Raw genomic sequence first — 21907 nt, 5'->3', positions numbered from 1 at the left:
CGCTTCCTCTTCCTCACTAATTAGGATTTTTCGAATAACTTAACTTTATCAAATGACTGACCATCGAAAAAGTATCAGTTCAGGATAAATTGTAGGGGTCAGATGGATTTGTGAAAAAATGATTCGTCATTGATTCTGCGTCTTCCTTGTTGTGGTACGATGTAGAATATAAAAGAATCGACGAGTTAGGTGGGAATTCCAATGAAGAAAGTTGTGGTCATCCAAGATATGTCATCCTTCGGAAAATGCTCGCTCACGGCAGCGATTCCGGTATTGTCCGTCATGGGTGTACAGGCAGTTCCGCTGCCCACAGCCATCTTGACGTCGCAAACTGAGTATCCGAGCTATTATTGCGAAGATTTGACAGCGAAGATGAATCATTTCGTAGACGAGTGGAGCAAATTGGGCGCTGCTTTTGACGGTATTCATACGGGTTTCGTGACAGGAAAAGAGCAGATTGAAAATATCTTTTCATTCTTACATACGTTTTACAAGGAAGGGACATCGCTGCTAGTCGACCCGGTAATGGGCGATCGCGGAGAATTGTATGACGTTTTTACGGATGAGCTGATTGGCTATATGAAGGAACTCGTGAAGCGCGCGGATATCATTACGCCTAACGTAACGGAGTGTTGTTTGTTGACGGACCTTCCATATGACAAGTTGCAGAGTTATCAAGCTAACGAAGATTATATATTCGCGATTGAGGAGGCGGGGCGCCAGTTACAGTCAATGACCGACGCGAAAGTCATCATTACCGGCTTGAACCCGCCAGCCGTTACGGAATCAAGACAAGTTGGCAATATGTATATCGACGCGAACCGTTCGTTTCACAGTCTTCAGGAATATAACGGGGTGAGCTATTCCGGAACGGGTGATTTATTTGCATCCATCATCATGGGGGGCATGATGCGCGGCCAAGATGTTGCAGAGACGATGAAGCTGGCGGAGAGTTTCCTAACCGCTGCCATCGAAGCGACGGCGAAGGAACAGATACCGAGAGAGGCAGGCGTGAATTTCGAATCGTTTTTGAGGATGTTGCTATAACAATAAACAAAGCGGGCAGGTTCTTGATTGAATCAAGAAATGCTCGCTTTTTATTAATAATCATCAAAATAATTCACAAAACAACACGTTGATTGTCAATAAAGTATAAAAATACATTTAATTCATAAACAATTAACTGAACTTTCCTTATAGAATGATAGTAACGAAAGGGAGGTTGTTATAAAATGAAAGCGGATACAGTGGAGAAAGTCGTTCAATATACAGGCACGGAACTACATACGAAAGGGTGGCAGCAGGAGGCTGCGCTTCGGATGCTCATGAACAATTTGCATCCTGACGTGGCGGAGCATCCGGAGAAGCTTGTCGTCTATGGGGGGATTGGCAAGGCTGCGCGTAACTGGGAGAGCTTTGACGCGATTGTCCGTTCATTGAAAGAACTGGAGAACGATGAGACGTTATTGGTTCAATCGGGGAAACCGGTTGCCATTTTCAAGTCGCATTTAGATGCGCCTCGTGTGTTGATTGCCAACTCGAATATCGTTCCAGCTTACGCCAATTGGGATACATTCCATGAGCTAGACAAGAAGGGCTTGATGATGTACGGGCAAATGACGGCGGGAAGCTGGATCTATATTGGGTCGCAAGGGATTGTGCAAGGGACGTACGAAACGTTCGCGGAGCTAGCTAAGCAGCATTTCGGGCAGTCCTTGAAAGGAACGATTACGTTGACGGCGGGGCTCGGCGGCATGGGCGGTGCGCAGCCACTCGCAGTCACGATGGCTGGAGGCGTCTGCATCGGCATCGAAGTCGATGAAACGCGGATCGATCGCCGTATTGAAACACGTTATACCGACGTGAAGACAGATTCTCTTGATGAAGCGATCCGCCTTGCGGAAGAGGCGAAGGCGGAAGGGAAGGCGTTGTCCATCGGTCTTCTTGGGAATGCGGCGGATTTATTGCCAGAAATGATTGCACGCGGATTCAATCCGGACGTATTGACGGATCAGACGTCTGCGCATGACCCGTTGAATGGCTATATTCCATCCGGCATGTCGCTTGAAGAAGCGGCGGAGCTACGCGCTTCGAATCCGGATGAATATGTAAAACGGTCGAAAGCTTCCATGGCGAAGCATGTTTCTGCAATGGTCGAGATGATGGATAAAGGCGCGATCACGTTCGACTACGGGAACAACATCCGCCAAGTAGCGAAGGACGAGGGCGTTGAGCGCGCATTTGATTTCCCTGGATTCGTTCCAGCTTATATCCGTCCGCAGTTCTGTGAAGGGAAAGGGCCTTTCCGTTGGGTGGCGCTTTCCGGAGACCCGGAAGATATCCGGAAGACGGATGAAGTCATTTTACGTGAATTCAGCTACAATACACATCTTTGCAATTGGATCCGAATGGCGCAGGAGAAAATCCAGTTCCAAGGCCTGCCTTCACGGATTTGCTGGTTAGGGTACGGCGAGCGAGCGCGCTTCGGGAAGATCATCAATGACATGGTCGCAAGTGGCGAGCTGAGTGCGCCGATTGTCATCGGGCGTGACCACCTCGATTCAGGTTCTGTCGCTTCCCCGAACCGTGAGACGGAAGCGATGAAGGACGGCTCGGATGTCGTTTCGGATTGGCCGATTCTGAATGCGATGATTAACGCGGTAGGCGGAGCGACTTGGGTATCTGTCCATCATGGAGGCGGCGTTGGCATGGGCTACTCCCAGCACGCTGGCATGGTCATTGTTGCGGACGGAACGAAGGAAGCGGAAGCGCGCCTTGACCGCGTCTTGACGACAGATCCAGGAATGGGGATTGCACGTCATGTCGATGCAGGCTATGACTTGGCCATTCAAACAGCGAAGGAAAAAGGGGTTAACATCCCGATGATGGAAGGTGGAAATTCTTGAAACCAATTTGGATTAAACATGCAGCACAACTAGCGACGATTGCGGGAGAGAATAAGCCGCGTAAGCGCAAGGAAATGTCTGAACTAGGCATCATTGAAGACGGCAGTGTGTGGATTGAAAATGGAGTCATTACAGCGATCGGGACGACTGAGGAATTGGAGCGCCAGTACGGAGACCGGGCATCCGAAGCGGATGTTATCGATGCAACGGGACGTCTTGTGACGCCGGGTCTCGTCGATCCGCATACGCATGTCGTCTATGGGGGCAGCCGCGAGCGTGAGTTTGAAATGCGGCTCGAAGGCGCGACATACATGGAAATCATGAATGCGGGCGGGGGCATCCATGCGACGACGCGGATGACACGCGAGGCGACGGAAGATGAATTGGTGGAGCAATCTTCGCGCCGGCTCGATTCATTCCTGAAGCACGGAGTGACGACTGTCGAGGGGAAAAGCGGCTACGGTCTTGATCTGGAAACGGAGCTAAAGCAGCTTCGGGCAACGAAGCGGTTGAATGAAACCCATCCGATCGACATTGTGCCGACATTCATGGGCGCGCATGCCGTTCCACAAGAATATAAAGGCAATGAAGATGAATATATTAATAGTATTATTAACGACATGCTTCCTGTCGTGGCAGAAGAGAAGCTGGCAGTCTTCAACGATGTGTTCTGCGAAGTCGGCGTGTTCACGCCCGAACAATCGGAACGCATTTTGGAAGCCGGGAAAAAGCTCGGGTTGATTCCGAAAATCCACGCGGACGAAATCGAGTCGTACGGCGGGGCGGAGCTTGCGGCGAAAGTCGGCGCCATCTCGGCGGAGCATCTGCTGAAGGCGTCTGACGAAGGGATCAAGCAGATGGCGGAAGCGGGAGTAATCGCTTGTTTATTGCCGGCAACTGCTTTATTCCTGCGTGAGGAAGCGGCGAAAGGCCGTCAAATGGTCGATGAAGGCGTTGCCGTCGCCATTTCGACGGACTGCAATCCAGGCTCGTCGCCGACGACGTCAATGCCGCTCGTCATGAACTTGGCGTGCATCTCGATGCGGCTCACTCCGGCGGAAGCGCTCGTTGCGGCAACAATGAATGCCGCTTGTGCAATCCGGATGGAGGACAAAGTCGGTTCGCTCGAAGTCGGGAAGCAAGGGGACGTCGTCATGTGGAATATTTCGAACTACCAGGAGCTTCAATATTTATTCGGCGTAAATCATGTCGATAAGGTTTGGAAAAAGGGAGAACAGGTCGTAGGATAAGGCCTTGCCGTGAATGAACAGAGACAGAGTTTCATTCACGGCTTTCTTTCAATGGGAGTTGTTGGAACATTAGGAGAAGGGGGAAAGTTCATGGCACAAATAGGGGAGAAAGTGAAAACGCAATCGAATCCTGGTATGTGGAAGTTTTTTGTCTTTAGCGCAATTGGGGCATTCATGTTTTTCGTTCCGGTTACGATTGGTGAAAAGAATTCCATCATGCTGGATCATATTGTCACATGGATACAAACGCATTTTGGAGGGGCGCTGCCGTATTATGCATTGCTCGTCATCCTAGCCGGGGCGGTTTATCCGTTCGTTTCAGGCACGTGGAAAAAATCGACTGTCGATATGGTCTTTTCATTTTTTAAAGTGATCGGCTTAGTTGTCGGCATCATGCTCGTATTCAACTTTGGACCTGCATGGCTGTTTGAACCAAGCATGGGGCCATTCCTGTTGAATAAGTTAGTCATTCCTGTAGGCTTATTAGTCCCGATCGGTGCGGTATTCCTCGCTTTATTAGTAGGGTATGGCTTGTTGGAATTTGTCGGCGTCCTCGTGCAGCCGATTATGCGTCCTATTTGGAAGACGCCGGGCAGATCGGCGATTGATGCCGTCGCGTCATTTGTCGGTTCGTATTCATTGGGGCTTTTGATTACAAACCGTGTGTATAAAGAAGGGAAATATACGGCGAAGGAAGCCGCCATCATTGCGACAGGGTTCTCGACAGTTTCCGCAACATTCATGGTCGTCGTCGCAAAGACGCTCGACTTGATGAGCATGTGGAATTTGTATTTCTGGACGACATTGGTTGTCACATTTATCGTCACAGCAATCACTGTTCATTTATGGCCGTTGCGTTCAATCAAGAACGAGTATTATGAAGGTTCGACTCCGCAGCCGGAAGTGAAGCCGGAAGGGAAACGCTTCGCTGCTGCTTGGAATGAAGCGATGGAGACCGTTTCAAAGGCGCCGACGTTCGCGCAAAACATTGTTGCCAACGTAAAGGATGGGCTATTGATGGCAATGGCGATCTTGCCTTCCATCTTGTCGATCGGTCTTTTGGGGCTTGTACTAGCCGAATTCACGTCAGTATTCGACTGGCTTGGCTACATTTTCTATCCGTTCACATGGGCGCTGCAGTTGCCGGAGCCGATGTTAGTTGCGAAAGCAAGTGCGCTCGGAATCGCGGAAATGTTCCTGCCGGCGTTGCTCGTCGTGGAATCTGCATTGGTCGTCAAGTTCGTCATTGCGGTCGTATCAGTTTCTTCGATTATTTTCTTCTCGGCGGTCGTGCCGTGTATCGTATCGACGGAAATTCCGATTTCCATTCCACAGCTCATCGCAATTTGGGTGCAACGCGTCATTTTGACAATCGTAATTGTGACGCCGATTGCGTATTTATTGCTATAGGTGAGGTTCAAAACACCCGGTATGGTTCCGGGTGTTTTTATTATCGGTCATTTCCTGACAGTTATCGGTCAATTGAGGCGAGTTATCGGGACGTTTAAAAAGCAAAAACCAGAACGCCCATTTCGGGACGTTCTGGTTTTTTTATTTCCCGCCTAACATATTGAACAACCCGCCTGCAATGCTGCCTTCGTCACGTGATCCGCCGCCTGGAACTTGCGGTGCTGCAGCGAAGACGCGGCTTGCAAGTCTGGAGAATGGCAAGGATTGGATCCATACTTTACCCGGTCCTCTCAGCGTTGCGAAAAACAATCCTTCGCCGCCGAACAATGCCGTCTTGACGCCTTTCACCATTTCGATATTATAATTGACGTCCTGCGTCATGGCGACGAGGCAACCTGTGTCGACACGCAGTGTTTCGCCTGGGGAAAGTGTCTTCTCGATGATCGTTCCACCAGCATGGACGAAAGCCATGCCGTCCCCTTCAAGCTTTTGCATAATGAAGCCTTCGCCGCCGAAAAAGCCGACGCCGACTTTCCTTTGGAATTCGATTCCGACAGAAACGCCTTTTGCTGCCGCTAAAAACGCATCCTTTTGGCAAATGATCTTGCCGTTAAGTTGGCTTAAATCCATCGGGATAATTTTGCCGGGATATGGTGCAGCAAAAGAGGCATGCTTTTTACCGGATCCTTCATTCGTGAATGTCGTCATGAATAAACTTTCTCCGGTCAACAAGCGTTTTCCGGCTCCCATAAGCTTGCCCATAATTCCGCCGCCGGAATTACCTGAGCCGTCACCGAAAATCGTCTCCATTTCAATTCCGTCTTCCATCATCATTAAGGAACCCGCTTCTGCAACGACCGTCTCGCCCGGATCGAGTTCGACCTCTACAAATTGCATATCGTCTCCGTACAGCTTGAAATCGATTTCGTGATTGTTCATGAAATAGCCTCCTCAAGTTTAGTTGCTGACTAATTGTACGGCGGACTCCTTCGAAAGTTTCATCATTTTGTATTAATCAAATCGATATATTTCCATAGTAAATACAAGACTTCATTCACACGGTCGACCAGTTTCGTGCCGTTGCTAGCTTCGCGGAATGAACGGCCGACCGCTTCCAAGAGGGCCGCTCGTGGTTTTTCGGCTTGCAACTCTGTTAAGAGGAAGTCTGTGTATTCCAAGTTGCTTTCATCCAGCTCCAACTCACTTTTTAATGAGTGAAGTTCGTCATGGATTTTTTCCTTCAATTCTCCCGAAGGAACCCCTAAAGGTGTAATCATATGCTTTTCAAGCAAGACATCCTTCTGTTCAATCATATCGGATAGGAGGGCGTCCAACCGCCTGAACGTGAAGTGAACAAGCTTTTCGATGTCCAGTTCCTTAGAGGATCCGGCGGTCCAAAAATGGCGGAGTTGCTGAATCATTCCTAATGTCATGACGGAACAATCGAATGAATGGGGCTCCGCCTCCTTGCCGTAGACATCAACAATGCGGCCTGCAAGCCATTTCAATTCGCTGAGATGATACGTTTTGACAAAATTCCGGAGCTCCTGATCGTTGGAGAAAAAAACTGCTTCGTAGATCGGGAGTAAATTCAGTTCTCGATTTACTTGCATACGGACGAGGATCTGCTCAGCCAATATGTCTTTTTCCTTTTTATTACGCCCGACGAGCAGTTCACGCCTACGGATGACCGACTCGTTATGCGCATCTTCCAATATGGCCATAAGGCATTCGTTTTTGGAAGTGAAATAATTATAGAAAGTCCCTTTGGAGATTTTTGCTTCCTCCAAAATGTCTTGAATGGAAGTGGATGTGAATCCTTTCTCGATAAATAGTTTTTTTGCAATTAACATGACTTGGCGTTTACGATCATTCATTAATATCACCCTGTATAATTTCGATTTGAACCACGAGTATAAATTTATTTTATCAAATAAAGCACTGCAATGATAGCATGGGGAACTTTTTTATATGAAAACGGTTTCTGCATTTGATTATTTTAGACTGAGGGTATAAAATATGAAATTGTGTATAGAAAGAGATTGATTTGAATGGGGGAATTCTATTGGAAATGGATATTAAGAAGATGCACGAAAAGCCTCCTTACGGAATGATTGCGATTTTATTCTTTGGGGCGTTCGTCGCCATCTTGAACAATACATTATTGAATATTGCCTTGCCCGTCATTATGAATGAGTTTCAGGTGAAGCCTTCAGCCGTACAATGGCTAACGACCGGTTATATGCTCGTGAACGGCATTATGATCCCGGCAAGTGCCTTCTTTGTGCAGAAGTTTACGAACCGGAGGCTGTTTTTGACGGCGATGACGTTGTTCACGATCGGAACGGGTCTTGCCATCTTTGCACCGACATTCGGCTTGCTCGTTGCGGCACGTATGATCCAAGCATCTGGTTCCGCTTTGATGATGCCGTTGCTCATGAACGTCATGCTTGTCGCCTTCCCGATTGAGAAAAGGGGATCTGCGATGGGGATGTTCGGGCTTGTCATGTTCACGGCGCCTGCGATCGGACCGACATTATCAGGTTGGATTGTTGAACATTATTCATGGCGCACACTTTTTGAAATCGTGTTACCGTTTGCGATTCTGACAATCGTCTTTGCGCTTTGGAAGTTGAAGAACATTACGCCGAATGCGTCGGTGAAGCTTGACGTTTTCTCACTCGTATTATCGAGCATCGGTTTCGGCGGTCTATTATACGGATTCAGCTCAGCTGGGGATAAAGGATGGGACGCTCCAATCGTTTATGGAACGATTGCAATCGGGGCGGTAGCGCTGATCGCGTTCGTCATCCGGCAATTACAGATGGAAGATCCGATGCTGGACTTCAAAATTTACAAATACCCGATGTTCGCGCTCGCATCCGTCATTTCGATTGTTTTGTCAGTCGCAATGTTCTCAGGGATGATCCTGACGCCTCTTTACGTTCAGGAAGTGCGGGGCATTTCGCCGTTTGAAGCAGGGATATTGATGCTTCCAGGTGCGGTCCTCATGGGAATCATGTCGCCGATCACCGGCCGGCTGTTCGACAAATATGGTGCGCGGGTCCTTGCACTCGTCGGACTTGTCATCACGGTCGTTACGACGTTTTACTTGAGTAGACTGGAATTAGATTCAGGGTATTACTATTTAATGGCGCTATATACAATCCGGATGTTCGGGATGTCGATGGTCATGATGCCGATCATGACAAACGGCTTGAACCAGCTTCCGATGAAATCCAATCCGCACGGCACGGCGATGAACAATACGTTGCAGCAAGTGTCCGGTGCAATTGGATCTGCAATTCTGCTTACGATCATGACGAAGCGGATGGAGAAATCAGGCGCAACTCAAGTGCAGGATGCCATTGCAGCCGGTAATATGCCGACGGAAAAAGGCGAATTGGCCGTTATGGAGCATGCAATCGGCTTGAAGGCAATGCTGGACGGTATCAATTACTCCTTCCTGATTGCAACATTCATTTCTGTTGCCGCTTTGATTCTAACTCTCTTCATTAAAAGGGTCCGTCCTCTGAAACATGATGAAATGAAATTACCTGCTGCGGATGTTTCTGTAGAAACGAAGACTGTGCAGGAATAAAATAATTTACAAAGGTGTAGACAACTCGTCTACGCCTTTTTCTATATTTGCATTTCACCTTTTACGGATTATTCCGCATTTTATTTTAATTGAAGAAGGAATTCAGGTAGATAATGTCGAAATAGATAGATTGTAAGCGGTTGCGAAAAAAGTTCGTGTTGGAAAGGGGAAATGGAATCATGCAATTGAACAATTTTATTGGAGGTACTTGGCAAGATAGCGGGGGAGCGAAGTATACAGCTGTCACGAATCCGGCAAATGGGGAAGAGCTTGCACAAGTGCGTTTATCGACAAGCGAAGATGTGGATCTGGCTGTTAAGGCGGCGAAGGAAGCGCAGAAAAAATGGGCGCTCGTTCCTGCACCGAAGCGGGCGGATTATTTATATGCAATCGGCAATCTCATGAAGGAACGAAAAGAGCATTTAGCGCAAGTGTTAACACGTGAAATGGGGAAAGTCATCGAAGAAGGCCGCGGGGAAGTGCAGGAAGGAATTGACATGGCATTCTATATGGCGGGAGAAGGCCGCAGGTTGTTTGGGGAAACGGTCCCTTCCGAGCTGCAGGATAAATTCGCGATGAGCGTGCGTGCACCAATCGGGGTTGTCGGTTTGATTACGCCGTGGAACTTCCCGGTGGCAATTGCGACGTGGAAATCGTTCCCGGCGATTGTCGCGGGGAATACATTTGTTTGGAAGCCGGCTACAGAAACGCCGATGATGGCGTATGAAATGGCACGTATTTTCGAAGAGGTTGGACTTCCAGCAGGTGTTGCCAATATCGTATTCGGCTCGGGGACTGAAGTCGGAACGGCAATGATCGAGCATCCGGATGTCCGTGTCATTTCATTTACGGGGTCGACGGAAACAGGGCGTCATGTCGCTGAGACAGGCGGGCGTCATTTGAAGAAAGTGTCTCTTGAAATGGGCGGAAAAAATGCGGTCATCGTCATGGATGACGCAGATATCGACTTGGCGGTGGAAGGAATCCTTTGGAGCGCATTCGGAACGGCAGGGCAACGATGCACCGCATGCAGCCGAGTCATCGTGCATAAAGATGTTAAGGAAGAGTTGGAAACGAAATTATTGGAGTCGATGAAGCATTTGACGATCGGGGACGGGTTGGACGAGTCTGTGAAAATCGGGCCGGTCATCAACGGAAAGGCATTGGAGAAAATCCAGAGCTACGTCGAAATTGGAAAAGAGGAAGGTGCGAAGCTGTTGGCGGGGGGGAGTGTGCTGACAGAAGGTGATTTTGCGAAAGGCCATTACTTCGAACCGACGTTATTTACTGATGTGAAATGGGATAGCCGATTGGCGCAGGAGGAAATCTTCGGACCTGTCGTTTCTCTCATTGAAGTCGGCAGCCTGGACGAGGCGATCGAAGTGAACAATAGTGTCATTTACGGCTTATCTAGTTCCATCTTCTCGAAAGATGTGAATAAAGTATTCCGGGCGCAACGAGATCTCGATACGGGAATCGTCTATGTGAACGCCGGAACGACAGGGGCGGAAATCCATCTTCCGTTCGGAGGGACGAAGGGAACGGGCAACGGACATCGGGATTCCGGAGTCGCGGCGCTAGATGTCTTCACGGAGTGGAAGAGCATTTACGTCGATTTCAGCGGAAAACTGCAACGGGCGCAAATCGACACGGAATAATTTCGGAATAAAGGGGATGTTCACATGAAGGTGGTTGTATTAGGCGCAGGCTTAATGGGGAAAGAGGCAGTGCGTGATCTCGTGAAAAGCGACGACGTGACAAAAGTGTATTTGGCTGACTTGAATTTGAGGCCGGCGGAAGAATTCGCGGAGCAACTCATGTCGGATAAATTGGACCTCTTGCAGCTGGACGCGACAAATGACCTCCAGCTGCAGGAAGTAATGGCACTTGGGGATGTCGTCATCAATGCGCTGTTCTACACATTCAATGAAAAAGTTGCGCGAATTGCGGTGGATATTGGGGTTCATTCCATCGACCTCGGAGGACATATCGGCGGAGCGACCGACGCTGTATTGGGACTGGCTGAAAAAGCGTCAGCGAAAGGGGTGACGGTCATTCCGGATCTCGGGGTGGCGCCGGGCATGATCAACATTTTGACAGGCTATGGCGCAAGCAAACTCGACAAAGTGGAGAGCATCAAACTTTACGTAGGCGGAATCCCTGTTAAGCCGGAGCCTCCGCTGAATTACAATGTCGTGTTCTCGTTGGAAGGCGTTTTTGACCATTATACAGACCCTTCCCATGTCATCCGTAATGGGCAACTGCTTGAAGTCCCTTCGTTATCCGAAGTGGAAACGATCCATTTCGATGAATTCGGCGAGCTCGAGGCATTCCATACTTCCGGCGGTACATCGACGTTGACGAAGACATTCCCGGACGTGGAGACACTCGAATATAAGACGATCCGTTACAAAGGGCATGCTGAGAAATTCCAATTGCTTGTCGATCTAGGTTTATTGTCCCGCGAAAATGAAGTGGCAGTCGGCGATAAACAAGTGAAAGTGCGCGACGTCATGCGAGAGCATCTATCCCCACAATTACGATTGGGGGATAAATCGGATGCCGTCCTTCTCCGCGTTATTGTCAGCGGCGAAGCGCACGGGGTGCCGGCAACATACGAGTATAACATGGTGACGAAGAAGGATTTGACGGTGAATGAAACGGCGATGGCCCGTGCGACAGCGAATACGATCTCGATTGTCGCGCAAATGATTGGCAACGGCACGATCACGAAACGAGGGGTCCATCCACCTGAAAATATCGTGCCTGGCGCAGAATACATTGAAGAGATGAAAAAACGCGGCGTTGTCATTGAGGAAACGGTTAAAACACAAGAAGCTCACGTTTAATAGCTAGTAAGGGAAAGGGGTTGTGGGAATTGGATTTTGGATTTTCAGAAGAACAGCAAATGCTGCGCAAGACAGCGCGTCAATTCGTAGATGAAGAGATTATGCCGCATATTCAACGGTGGGATGCGGAGGGCGGATTCGATCCGGCGATTTGGAAAAAACTTGCGGACTTAGGATTCATGGGCGTCTGTGTACCGGAACAATATGGGGGAAGCGGGATGGATTACAACTCGCTTGCCATCCTTTGTGAGGAACTGGAGCGCGGTGATACGGCATTCCGAACAGCGGTTTCCGTCCATATCGGATTGAATTCGATGACGCTCATGCAATGGGGAACGGAAGAGCAGAAGCAAAAATTCTTGGTGCCGCAAGCGAAGGGTGAAAAAATCGGTGCATTCGGTTTGACGGAACCAGGAGCGGGCTCAGACGTTGCGGCGATGTCCACGACTGCCGTACGCGACGGGGATGAATACGTCATTAATGGACAGAAGACGTGGATTTCTCTTTGTGACGTAGCGGATCATTTCCTCGTTTTTGCGTATACGGATAAATCGAAGAAGCACCATGGCATCAGTGCATTCATTGTAGAACGCACGACGCCGGGCTTTTCATCGAAAGCGATCAAAGGCAAATACGGCATTAGGGCAGGCAATACGGGCGAGCTGTTTTTCGAAGATATGCGCATCCCTGCCGAAAACCTGTTAGGTCAAGAAGGCGAAGGGTTCAAAATTGCGATGTCCGCACTCGATAACGGACGCTTCACAGTGGCGGCGGGCGCGGTTGGTCTCATCATGGGCTGCATCGAGGAAAGCGTGAAATATTGCCATGAACGTGAAACATTCGGCAAGCCAATCGGCAAGCACCAGCTCGTCCAGCAAATGCTCGCCAATATGGAAGCAGGCTACCAAATGAGCCGCCTCCTCGTTTACCGTGCAGGTGAATTGAAGAATAAAGGGCTACGGAACACACGCGAAACGTCCCTCGCCAAATGGCAAGCATGCGATTTTGCGAATAAAGCCGCAGACGACGCCTTCCAAATTCACGGCGCATACGGCTATTCGGACGAATACCCGGTCGCCCGCTTCCTGCGCAACTCGAAAGCGCCTGTCATTTACGAAGGAACGCGCGAAATCCATACGATCATGCAGGCAGAATACGTATTGGGCTATCGAGAAGATAAGAAGTTGAGTAATATGCTGCCGGAATGGCCGTTTGACTAATGGAGTGGTGAAAAACGCCAGGAGCCTCATCGCTCTTGGCGTTTTATTATGGGGAACCGCCCGCCTATATGATCACTTGTGGTGGTATATGATCACTTGTTGCGATATATGATCACTTGTGGTGTTTTATGATCACTTGTTGCGATATATGATCACTTGTTGCGATATATGATCACTTGTGGTGGTTTATGATCACTTGTTGCGATATATGATCACTTGTCATGATATATGATCACTTCTGCGGTTAAGGTTCTATACGTTGATGATGACTGGAGGATGACATGTATAAATTAACAGCCACATTGGCGAAGATCATTTTTTTCTTCATCGCAAAAATTGAATTGAAAAATACTCAAAACCTGCCTGCGAGTGGGGGATATGTCATCACGTGCGCTCACCGTGGTTGGCTGGAAATTATTGCGCTTGGCATTTCATTGCCTCGGCCCATCCACTTTATGGCGAAGAAAGAGCTCTTTAGAAGGAGGATGGTTGCCGCTTTCTTAACGAGCATTAACGCTTTTCCTGTCGACCGAGAGAACCCATCACCTAGCAGTATTAAAACACCTGTAAAACTACTGAAGTCTGGGGAGGTTGTTGGGATATTTCCGAGTGGAACGAGGACAGCTGAGAATGCTCCGGTAAAGCGAGGAGCCATCACTATTGCTAGTTTGGCGAAAGTGCCGATTGTTCCGGTTACATATGAAGGGCCTGCAGATCTAAAAGATGTTTGGAAATACCGAAAAGCAACCATTACAATCGGTGATCCATTCATTATTGATAGTGCAAGTAAAGAAGAAATCAACGCTTATACGGAGAAATTAAATCGTGAAATCAATTCGGCTCATGATGAAAACTTGTAACCTTTTCCATCTCCGAGAAGTCTACGTGTACAAGGATGGTGATTGATATGAAAAGGAAAATTACCGCTTCTCTTGTGGGAATGAGCCTTCTACTGTCGACGACGGGATGTGGAACGTCGAATGAAGGAAATCTTGAAATTGCAGAAGGTGTTGAATTCGGCGATAAGGATTATGAAAAGATTGTAGCCCCCAATAATGAATTAGGATTTAAATTATTTAAGGAAATTGAAGCAGATGACGACGGAAATCTGTTCATTTCCCCTACTAGTCTATTGATGGCTCTAGCAATGGTGTATAACGGAGCGGACGGCACTACGAAGGAAGAAATCGCGAAAGTCTTGCAAGTAGAGGGGACTGATCCGAACGATGTGAATAAAGCGAATGCATCCCTCGTAACGATAATGAATAAGGATTCCAAGGCCATCCAACTACAAGTCGCCAATTCCATTTGGATTAACGAAGAATTTCATTTCCAAGAAGAGTTTGCTCAACGGACGAAGGATTATTTCAACGCGAAGATCGAGGAAATTGACATCAAGAGCAGCGATCCGGCGAAACAGATCAATGATTGGGTGGAGAAGGCCACCAAAGGCAAAATTGACAAAATGGTCGATGGTCCATTAGACGACAATCTCATTGTGATGCTGCTGAACGCCATTTATTTCAAAGGCGATTGGCAATATCCGTTCGATAAGAAGAACACGGAAAATCATGATTTTCAAATGACGGATGGAACCGAAAAAGAAGTGCCTTTCATGAAGCTTGAAAAAAAGTTGCCCTATATGGTCAACAATGAATTCCAAGCAGTTCAACTTCCGTACGGGGACGGCGAAATGAGCATGACAATCGTGCTTCCGAATGAACAGAAAAGCTTTGAAGAATTTCAAACTACGCTGTCGGCTGAAAAGTGGGATGAGCTCCGTTCCAATTTCGGAAGCATGAGAGGGACGCTTCTGCTTCCCAAGTTTAAAATCGAGTATGAAACGGAATTGAATGATGCACTCGAAGCCCTCGGCATGGAGAGTGCCTTCACAGACAGGGCTGATTTCAGCAAGATGGTTGAAGGCGATGACTCCCTATTCATTAGCAAGGTGAAGCAAAAAACATATATCGATGTGAATGAAAAAGGAACGGAAGCGGCTGCGGTCACTGGTGTACAAATAGAGGAAACTTCTGCACCGCCCGACGACCCTTTCGTCATGGATGTGAACCGACCATTTTTCTTTGTGATTACGGATAATGAAACGGGAGTTGTCTTGTTCATGGGGTTTGTCGTAAATCCTGAAATATAGAAAAATTCAATTGTGAAAAGAAATAACTCATGCTAAACTATTCTTACTACTATCGGACGGAGGTGAGGAATGATGTTGGACACTGTGTATGCACGTGAAAGTTTACTGGAATATTTATCCACTTCGTGTGCGATTACTCATGAAATTGCCATCAACGGGATACGTATGCCCTTTTTTAGCCAATTTCAGTAATCACACAGCTGTTTAGCACATCATTCCTTGCAATATTTCTTGGAGGAAGGCTGCTATAAAGCAGTCTTTTTTGTGCTTTCCTGAGCTGTAAAACAGAGAGGAAGCGGAAAATTATGATCTGTACAATACAACAAGTAAGCAAAATGCTTGGTGGCAACACCATTTTTGAAAATCTTTCATTGGACATTAAAACAGGTGACAAATTAGGCGTCGTCGGACGAAACGGAAGCGGGAAAACGACGTTATTCAAGCTCATTGCGGATGTCGAACGGCCGGATGCTGGGCGCATCCATTATAAAAAAGGTTCCAAAATCGGATATTTATCGCAAATCCCTTCATTCGATCAGCCGGTGACCGGATATGATGTACTCCAAAGTGCGTTTACAGAATTGAAGGTCATCCAACACCAGCTGTCTGAAATGGAATTGGAATTATCGAATCCGGATACAGCGGACATGGATCGCCTGCTTCTTCGATACGGACAATTGCAAGATGAATTTGTTCGTCGTGACGGATATGCAATGGACTCGGAAATTGAAAAGATCATCAACGGTCTGGAATTACGGGCATTTGTCGAACAGGAATTCAGTCAGATGAGCGGCGGGGAACAGACGAAAATCATGTTAGGGAAACTGCTGCTCACTCGTCCTGACTTGCTCCTATTAGATGAACCGACGAATCATTTGGATTTATTCGCGGTGGAATGGCTGGAGGCGTATTTGACGGACTACACAGGGACGGTCGTCATCATTTCACATGACCGCTATTTTCTCGATAACGTCGTGAAAAAGATAGCGGATCTTGAAGATGGGGATCTGCATCTGTATACCGGCAATTACAGTTCATTCGTCCAAGAAAAAGAAGAGCGTCTTCTGCGCGAATTCCAGGACTATGAAGAACAGCAGAAGAAAATCAAGAAAATGAAAGAAGCGATCAAGCGGCTTCGGATCTGGGCGAATGAAGCGAATCCGCCGAATGCGGGACTTCATCGGCAAGCGAGGAATATGGAGCGGGCGCTGGAACGGATGGAGAAGTTGCGTAAGCCGTTGATCGATCCACGGAAAATGGCTTTGTCCTTTGAGGCGGCACCGAGAAGTGGCAAGGAAGTCGTCATCATGCAAGAAGCCGTGAAATCATTCGGAGCAAACAAATTGTTGCGTTGCGCAAATCTGCAAGTGTACTGGAAGGACCGGGCGGCGATTGTTGGAAGGAATGGAAGCGGAAAATCGACTGTCCTGAAGATGCTTCTTGGCGAGCTTGCCCCTGATGCAGGAGTATGCAAGTTGGGAAGCAATGTGAAGGTAGGATTCCTCTCACAGCATTTTGCTATCGAGGATCCGAAAGTACGCCTGCTTGACGTATTCCGGAAAGAGGTCGGCGTGGAGGAAGGCGAAGCGCGGCATATTCTCGCGAAGTTCATGTTTTACGGACCAGATGTGTTCAAGCGGATTGGCGATTTGAGCGGCGGGGAACGTACACGGCTGCGGCTCGCACAATTGATGCATCAGGACGTGAACTTTCTCATATTGGATGAACCGACGAATCATCTGGACATTGAATCACGGGAAGTGCTGGAAGACGCATTGGAGGATTTTCCGGGAACGCTTCTCGCCGTTTCGCATGACCGGTACTTCTTGAATAAATTATTTACCCGCACAGCATGGCTGGAAGACGGTGAAATGACGATGTTCGAAGGCCCGTTCGACTGGGCGAGGCAGAAATGGAACGAAATGCAACAAACGCAAGTTGCTGAGCCTTCAAAGAAAATGATTGTCGATAAGAAGCCTAAGCTGAAAAAAGAAACAAATGTGGAAGAAGAAATCGCGGCGTTAGAACTTCAAATTGAGCAATTGGAAAAGAAGTTATCGAGCGAAACAGACTGGAATGACTACGAATCAACTGAAGAGAAGATTAAATCGTTGCAGGAAAAACTGAATGCCTATTATGAGAAATGGTTGATTGAAAATGAATGAAAAATAAATTCTCTACTACACAAAAGGTGAAGGGGCATGAAAATCTCCCTCGCCTTTTTATTTTTCATTCAATAATTAAGAATAATAATAAAATCCAACTTAGGAATTAAGATTATTAATAATCAAGTTGAAATAATTAATATCATGCTTGCTTTTTTTAAATGATTGGGATATGATGGATTCAAATGAAAGGGGAATTCAGATTATTATGGCATATCCCGTTATTAGTCATTGCCCTGTCTGCAGGGAAACGCTGAAAGTTACGAAGCTACATTGCACCCGATGCCATACATCCATTGAGAATGAGTTTGAACTGTCCAAGTTGGCTGCGTTGTCGGGGGAACAGCTCCATTTTGTCGAAGTGTTTTTGGCGTGCAGGGGAAATATTAAAGAAGTTGAAAAGGAACTCGGAATTTCATATCCGACTGTTCGAGGCAAACTGAATGAGGTTGTCAGTTCACTCGGATATGAAATGAAAAAGAAGAGTGAGGTGGATGAGAAGAAAGTAGTCGCCATGTTGGAAAGAGGGGAAATCACGACGGAAGAAGCAATCCGGCTGTTAAAAGATGAATAGGGGGAGTTCATGTTGAAAACGGAAATTGAAAAAGTGTTGACGATGGTGCAAGAGGGGAAAGTTGACGCCGCGAAGGCATCTGAGCTGATCGGAGTATTAAAAGACAGGGAATCCGGTAGTGGACCGTCATCCAAACCGACTGCATATACGGATAAGACATTGAAAATCCGTGTCGTTTCAGCGGATAACGATAATGTTTCTGTCAATTTGCCGATCAAGCTCATCAAAGTTCTATTGAAGGCGGGCCATAACATTGCGGGGAACATTCCTCAATCCGAAAAATACGTGAAGGACATTGATATTGATGTGCTCATCGAGGCGATTGATAATGAATTGGACGGACAAATCGTCGACGTCAAGTCGGCAGACGGCGATACAGTTTCCGTTTTTATCGAATAAATGATGCGCGTCAAAGTGAAGACAGATAAGGTGCGGTTATTCATCCCGATTCCTTATGTGTTTCTGACAATCGGCATTATGATCATGTCTTCTGAGCGCCTTCAAAAACTCATTAACAAATGGATTGTGGAGCATTCGGAAGATAAGGAAAAGGTTTTTGCCATTCCGCCAATCGATAAAAAGGAATTGAGAGCCATTGTTACCGAGTTGAAAAATCATAAGGGATTGGGTTTAGTAAACGTCAAGGCGAAGGACGGCACAGAAGTTATCGTGAAACTATGATAACTTCTTTTTTTGTTGCAATCCGCTAGGGATAGGAGTATTATAATGACTAGATGACCGGAATGGTATTTTGGTCAGTGAAGTGGGGTGGGGAAGTGGATCGCAGGCAAGAAATCATGGAGGCAGCTGCCAAATCGTTTTCGCTATTCGGTTATAAAGCGACAACGATGGACCAAGTCGCCAAAATAGCAAATGTCGGCAAAGGAACGATTTATACGTTTTTCGCGAATAAAGAAGAGCTGTTTAACGCAATCGTCCTGCAAATGGTCGAAGAGATGCGGGTGGCATCCGATGCGGTGACAGTCGAAGGCGCTTCTTTCGAACAAAATGCGCATGCGCGGCTCATGCAAATGTTGAAATTCCGGGAGACTCATCAATTGTACGCCAAAATGATTGATGAAGGAAAAGAATTGCGCACACCGGCAGTCATTGAAGTGCTCGCCGAAATTGAAAATGAAATTGTATCTTATATAAAAGCGAAAATTGAACGGGCGGTCAATAAAGGTGAACTGAAGCCATGCGACAGTGAACTTGTTGCATACCTATTGTTCAAGTCGTATATGGCACTTGTCGTCGATTGGGGGAAAACCCATGAGGGCGAAGAGCTGTCCGAAGAACGGATTGCGGAATTATTACGCAGCACCATTTTTACAAGTCTCTTAGTTTGAGACTCTTTTTTTATTCACAATTGACCAAATGAGGATTTTAGTCAGTCAGTACAAATGGAGGAATGATGAATGAAGAAATCAATGATATTCGCGGAATGGAAGCAGCTTCTTCGTACAAGGAAGTTGCTTGTGCCGATGATTGCCATCCTTTTCATCCCGGTGTTATATGCGGGCATGTTCCTATGGGCGTTTTGGGATCCATACGCCAATATGAGCGCATTGCCTGTGGCGATCGTCAATTTGGATGAAGGAGCCGAAATGAATGGCGAACAGCTTGCTCTAGGGAACGAATTAGTCGACAAGCTGATGGAAGGCAATAATTTCAATATCCAAGAGGTATCGAAGGCGGACGCGGAGGCAGGCTTGAAAAATCAGGACTACTATATCGCGATTGAAATACCGAAGAACTTTTCGGAGCACGCTACAACTTTGCTCGACGAGAACCCTGAGAAGTTGACGATTGTATACAAGCCGAATGAGGGCTTCAACTTCTTGTCTGCTCAAATCGGAGAGACGGCGATGGAGCGGATTCGTGCGGAAGTGAATGACAAGGTCGCTTCGACGTATGCGGAGCATTTGTTTGATTCGCTTCAAGAGATGGGGGAAGGGTTCGGCGAAGCTGCGGATGGCGCAGGCGAATTGCATGATGGTGCAAGGGAGCTTGCAAAAGGCACAGATGAGTTGAAAGGCTATTTGGAAACATTGGCGTCTAGCACAGTGACATTGAAAGATGGTTCGGACCGTTTAGCGAAGGGGACTGCGGATGCTGCGAAAGGTGCTGCTGATTTGAATAAAGGAATCGGCGCTCTTTCTACGGGGGTTGCGGATCTCCATAAGGGAGCGGTTCAAGCATCTGAAGGTGCTGTGAATTTGAAAGACGGCATTTCCAACTATACGGCTGGTGTTCAGCAGTTGAGGGATAGCTATGCTCAAATTGCACAAAAGGAAGTCGAGTTCGGGCAAGCGGTTGGGACCATGAATGAAAAATCGGCTGCGTTGAACGGGGCTGCCCAAAAGCTTGCGGAAGGCTCAGTAAATGTGAATGCGGGCATCAACGACCTATCCGAGAAATTGGCCCCGGTTTTAGCTTCATTGCCGGAGGAACAGCAAGCCGGATTACAAGCGGCGTTAAGCCAATTGCAACAGGGAAGTGCGGAACTTTCAGGCGGCATGGCTGAGCTCTCGTCGGGAACGGCTGCGCTTCATGAAGGGGCTGCCCAATTGGACGGCGCTGCAGGTCAACTACGCGACGGGCATGCACAAGCATTTGCGGGCGTTGATCAATTGAACGGTTCTTCCGCTAAGTTAATGGAAGGTGCTTCTGCTCTTGCGCAAGGCAATGGAGATTTGTCTTCCGGGCTTGCACAGCTTTCGGAAGGTGTTGCGAAAGCGCAAAAAGGTTCATCCGACCTTTCATCCGGATTGAATGAGTTGAATGCCGGCACAGGTACGTTGAAAGAAGGAACCGGCACGCTCGCTTCGAAATCGAAGGAGTTGGCGGATGGCTCGGCGAAATTGACAGACGGCATGAAGGCGTTGGATGAAGGAACACTTACGTTGCAGGAAAAACTTGCGGAAGCGAATGCGACTGCGAGTGAAGTGCATCCGAATGAGAAAACGTATGAAATGGCGGCATCTCCTGTCGATGTTGAAAAAGAGGGCATCAATGAAGTGCCGAACTACGGTACCGGATTTGCACCATACTTCTTATCGCTCGGCTTGTTTGTGGGGGCTTTGTTACTGTCGATCGTCTTTCCGCTCGTTGAACCGGCGATTAAGCCGACCGGCGCTTTTGGATGGATGGCGAGTAAGGTATCGGTCCTTGCAATTGTCGGGCTCGTCCAAGCTCTTGTTGCGGTCAGCATTATCAAGTGGGGACTCGGAATGGAGACGGTTAACTTGCCGTTGTTCATTTTGACAGCGATTATTACAAGCTACACATTCATCGCAATTGTTCAAATGCTGGTGTCGCTATTTGCTGACCCGGGCCGCTTCATGGCGATCATCGTCTTGATTTTGCAATTGACGACGAGTGCGGGAACGTTCCCGTTGGAATTAATTCCTGAACCTCTTCAAGTGTTCAATACGTTGCTGCCGATGACGTATTCCGTCCAAGCTTTCAAGGCGGCAATCTCCACTGGGGATATGGCGCATCTATGGACGAGCAACGGTGTGCTGATCGGCTTCATGGTCGCATGCTTGGCGATTACGTTTGGCTATTTTGCATTGGTGTTCAAGAAACGGTATTCACGGGATACTGTAGAGGCATAAGAAAAGGCGAACCGCGGGTGATTATCCGTGGTTCGCTTTTTTATTTTGAGTGGAGTTGCTGGCGCGCCCAAAGTCGACGGTTTCGCGCTCAAAGAGTCGAGTTCCGCGCTCAAAGAGTCGAGTTCCGCGCTCAAAGAGTCGAGTTCCGCGCTCAAAGAGT

Annotated in this window: 19 protein-coding genes; 17 read left to right on the top strand and 2 right to left on the bottom strand. The window is 47.7% G+C overall.

Features of this window, described 5'->3' with window-relative positions:
- Window positions 1-201 precede the first annotated feature (201 nt).
- The 4 genes from AB1K89_RS12885 (at window position 202) to AB1K89_RS12870 (ending at window position 5566) form a co-directional block, all read left to right on the top strand.
- Window positions 202-1047: a pyridoxamine kinase gene (locus AB1K89_RS12885; protein WP_413055124.1), complete on the top strand. Its 846-nt coding sequence runs from the start codon at window positions 202-204 to the stop codon at window positions 1045-1047.
- A 185-nt stretch (window positions 1048-1232) separates the two neighbouring features.
- Window positions 1233-2906: a urocanate hydratase gene (gene hutU / locus AB1K89_RS12880; protein WP_413055123.1), complete on the top strand. Its 1674-nt coding sequence runs from the start codon at window positions 1233-1235 to the stop codon at window positions 2904-2906.
- A complete protein-coding gene (hutI, locus tag AB1K89_RS12875; protein WP_413055122.1) occupies window positions 2903-4156 on the top strand; it encodes an imidazolonepropionase in 1254 nt (417 codons plus the stop codon). The genes hutU and hutI overlap by 4 nt, the downstream gene beginning before the upstream one ends.
- Before the next feature lie 90 nt (window positions 4157-4246).
- On the top strand, window positions 4247-5566 hold the full coding sequence (locus AB1K89_RS12870) for a YjiH family protein (RefSeq protein WP_413055121.1): 1320 nt from the start codon (window positions 4247-4249) through the stop codon (window positions 5564-5566).
- A gap of 141 nt (window positions 5567-5707) precedes the next feature.
- Here AB1K89_RS12870 and AB1K89_RS12865 read toward each other — a convergent pair whose 3' ends face one another.
- Window positions 5708-6505, bottom strand: a complete 798-nt coding sequence (locus tag AB1K89_RS12865; RefSeq protein ID WP_252501818.1) for a TIGR00266 family protein — start codon at window positions 6503-6505, stop codon at window positions 5708-5710.
- 62 nt (window positions 6506-6567) lie between these two features.
- A complete protein-coding gene (locus tag AB1K89_RS12860; RefSeq protein WP_413055120.1) occupies window positions 6568-7443 on the bottom strand; it encodes a TetR/AcrR family transcriptional regulator in 876 nt (291 codons plus the stop codon).
- A gap of 194 nt (window positions 7444-7637) precedes the next feature.
- Here AB1K89_RS12860 and AB1K89_RS12855 point away from each other — a divergent pair, with 194 nt between their 5' ends.
- The 13 genes from AB1K89_RS12855 to AB1K89_RS12795 all read left to right on the top strand — a co-directional run bounded on the left by AB1K89_RS12855 (window position 7638) and on the right by AB1K89_RS12795 (window position 21747).
- Window positions 7638-9167: a DHA2 family efflux MFS transporter permease subunit gene (locus AB1K89_RS12855; RefSeq protein WP_413055276.1), complete on the top strand. Its 1530-nt coding sequence runs from the start codon at window positions 7638-7640 to the stop codon at window positions 9165-9167.
- Between the two features lie 179 nt (window positions 9168-9346).
- Window positions 9347-10825 (top strand): aldehyde dehydrogenase family protein, encoded by a 1479-nt coding sequence (locus AB1K89_RS12850; RefSeq protein WP_413055119.1) that lies wholly within the window; start codon window positions 9347-9349, stop codon window positions 10823-10825.
- A gap of 24 nt (window positions 10826-10849) precedes the next feature.
- A complete protein-coding gene (locus AB1K89_RS12845) occupies window positions 10850-12016 on the top strand; it encodes a saccharopine dehydrogenase family protein (RefSeq protein ID WP_413055118.1) in 1167 nt (388 codons plus the stop codon).
- Between the two features lie 29 nt (window positions 12017-12045).
- Window positions 12046-13236 (top strand): acyl-CoA dehydrogenase family protein, encoded by a 1191-nt coding sequence (locus AB1K89_RS12840; RefSeq protein WP_413055117.1) that lies wholly within the window; start codon window positions 12046-12048, stop codon window positions 13234-13236.
- A gap of 281 nt (window positions 13237-13517) precedes the next feature.
- Entirely contained in the window at window positions 13518-14096 is a 579-nt protein-coding gene (locus AB1K89_RS12835) for a lysophospholipid acyltransferase family protein (RefSeq protein WP_413055116.1), read from the top strand.
- A gap of 47 nt (window positions 14097-14143) precedes the next feature.
- The gene (locus AB1K89_RS12830) at window positions 14144-15388 is read left to right on the top strand and encodes a serpin family protein (protein ID WP_413055115.1); all 1245 of its coding nucleotides are present in this window, start codon (window positions 14144-14146) and stop codon (window positions 15386-15388) included.
- Between the two features lie 69 nt (window positions 15389-15457).
- Window positions 15458-15580 (top strand): RAxF-45 family protein, encoded by a 123-nt coding sequence (locus tag AB1K89_RS12825; protein ID WP_413055114.1) that lies wholly within the window; start codon window positions 15458-15460, stop codon window positions 15578-15580.
- Between the two features lie 113 nt (window positions 15581-15693).
- Window positions 15694-17553 carry a ribosomal protection-like ABC-F family protein gene (abc-f, locus tag AB1K89_RS12820; protein ID WP_413055113.1) on the top strand — a complete coding sequence of 620 codons (1860 nt, stop codon included), beginning with the start codon at window positions 15694-15696 and terminating at the stop codon, window positions 17551-17553.
- Between the two features lie 208 nt (window positions 17554-17761).
- Window positions 17762-18127: a DUF2089 domain-containing protein gene (locus AB1K89_RS12815; RefSeq protein WP_413055112.1), complete on the top strand. Its 366-nt coding sequence runs from the start codon at window positions 17762-17764 to the stop codon at window positions 18125-18127.
- 12 nt (window positions 18128-18139) lie between these two features.
- Window positions 18140-18526, top strand: a complete 387-nt coding sequence (locus tag AB1K89_RS12810) for an SHOCT-like domain-containing protein (RefSeq protein WP_413055111.1) — start codon at window positions 18140-18142, stop codon at window positions 18524-18526.
- 15 nt (window positions 18527-18541) lie between these two features.
- Window positions 18542-18808 (top strand): hypothetical protein, encoded by a 267-nt coding sequence (locus AB1K89_RS12805; RefSeq protein WP_413055110.1) that lies wholly within the window; start codon window positions 18542-18544, stop codon window positions 18806-18808.
- Between the two features lie 95 nt (window positions 18809-18903).
- Window positions 18904-19476: a TetR/AcrR family transcriptional regulator gene (locus tag AB1K89_RS12800; protein WP_413055275.1), complete on the top strand. Its 573-nt coding sequence runs from the start codon at window positions 18904-18906 to the stop codon at window positions 19474-19476.
- A 69-nt stretch (window positions 19477-19545) separates the two neighbouring features.
- Window positions 19546-21747, top strand: coding sequence for a YhgE/Pip family protein (locus AB1K89_RS12795; RefSeq protein ID WP_413055109.1), 2202 nt, complete (start codon window positions 19546-19548; stop codon window positions 21745-21747).
- Window positions 21748-21907: the final 160 nt, after the last annotated feature.

This window comes from Sporosarcina pasadenensis (assembly GCF_047228845.1).
GTDB lineage: Bacteria > Bacillota > Bacilli > Bacillales_A > Planococcaceae > Sporosarcina.
This window is presented reverse-complemented; position numbering and strand designations above follow the sequence as displayed.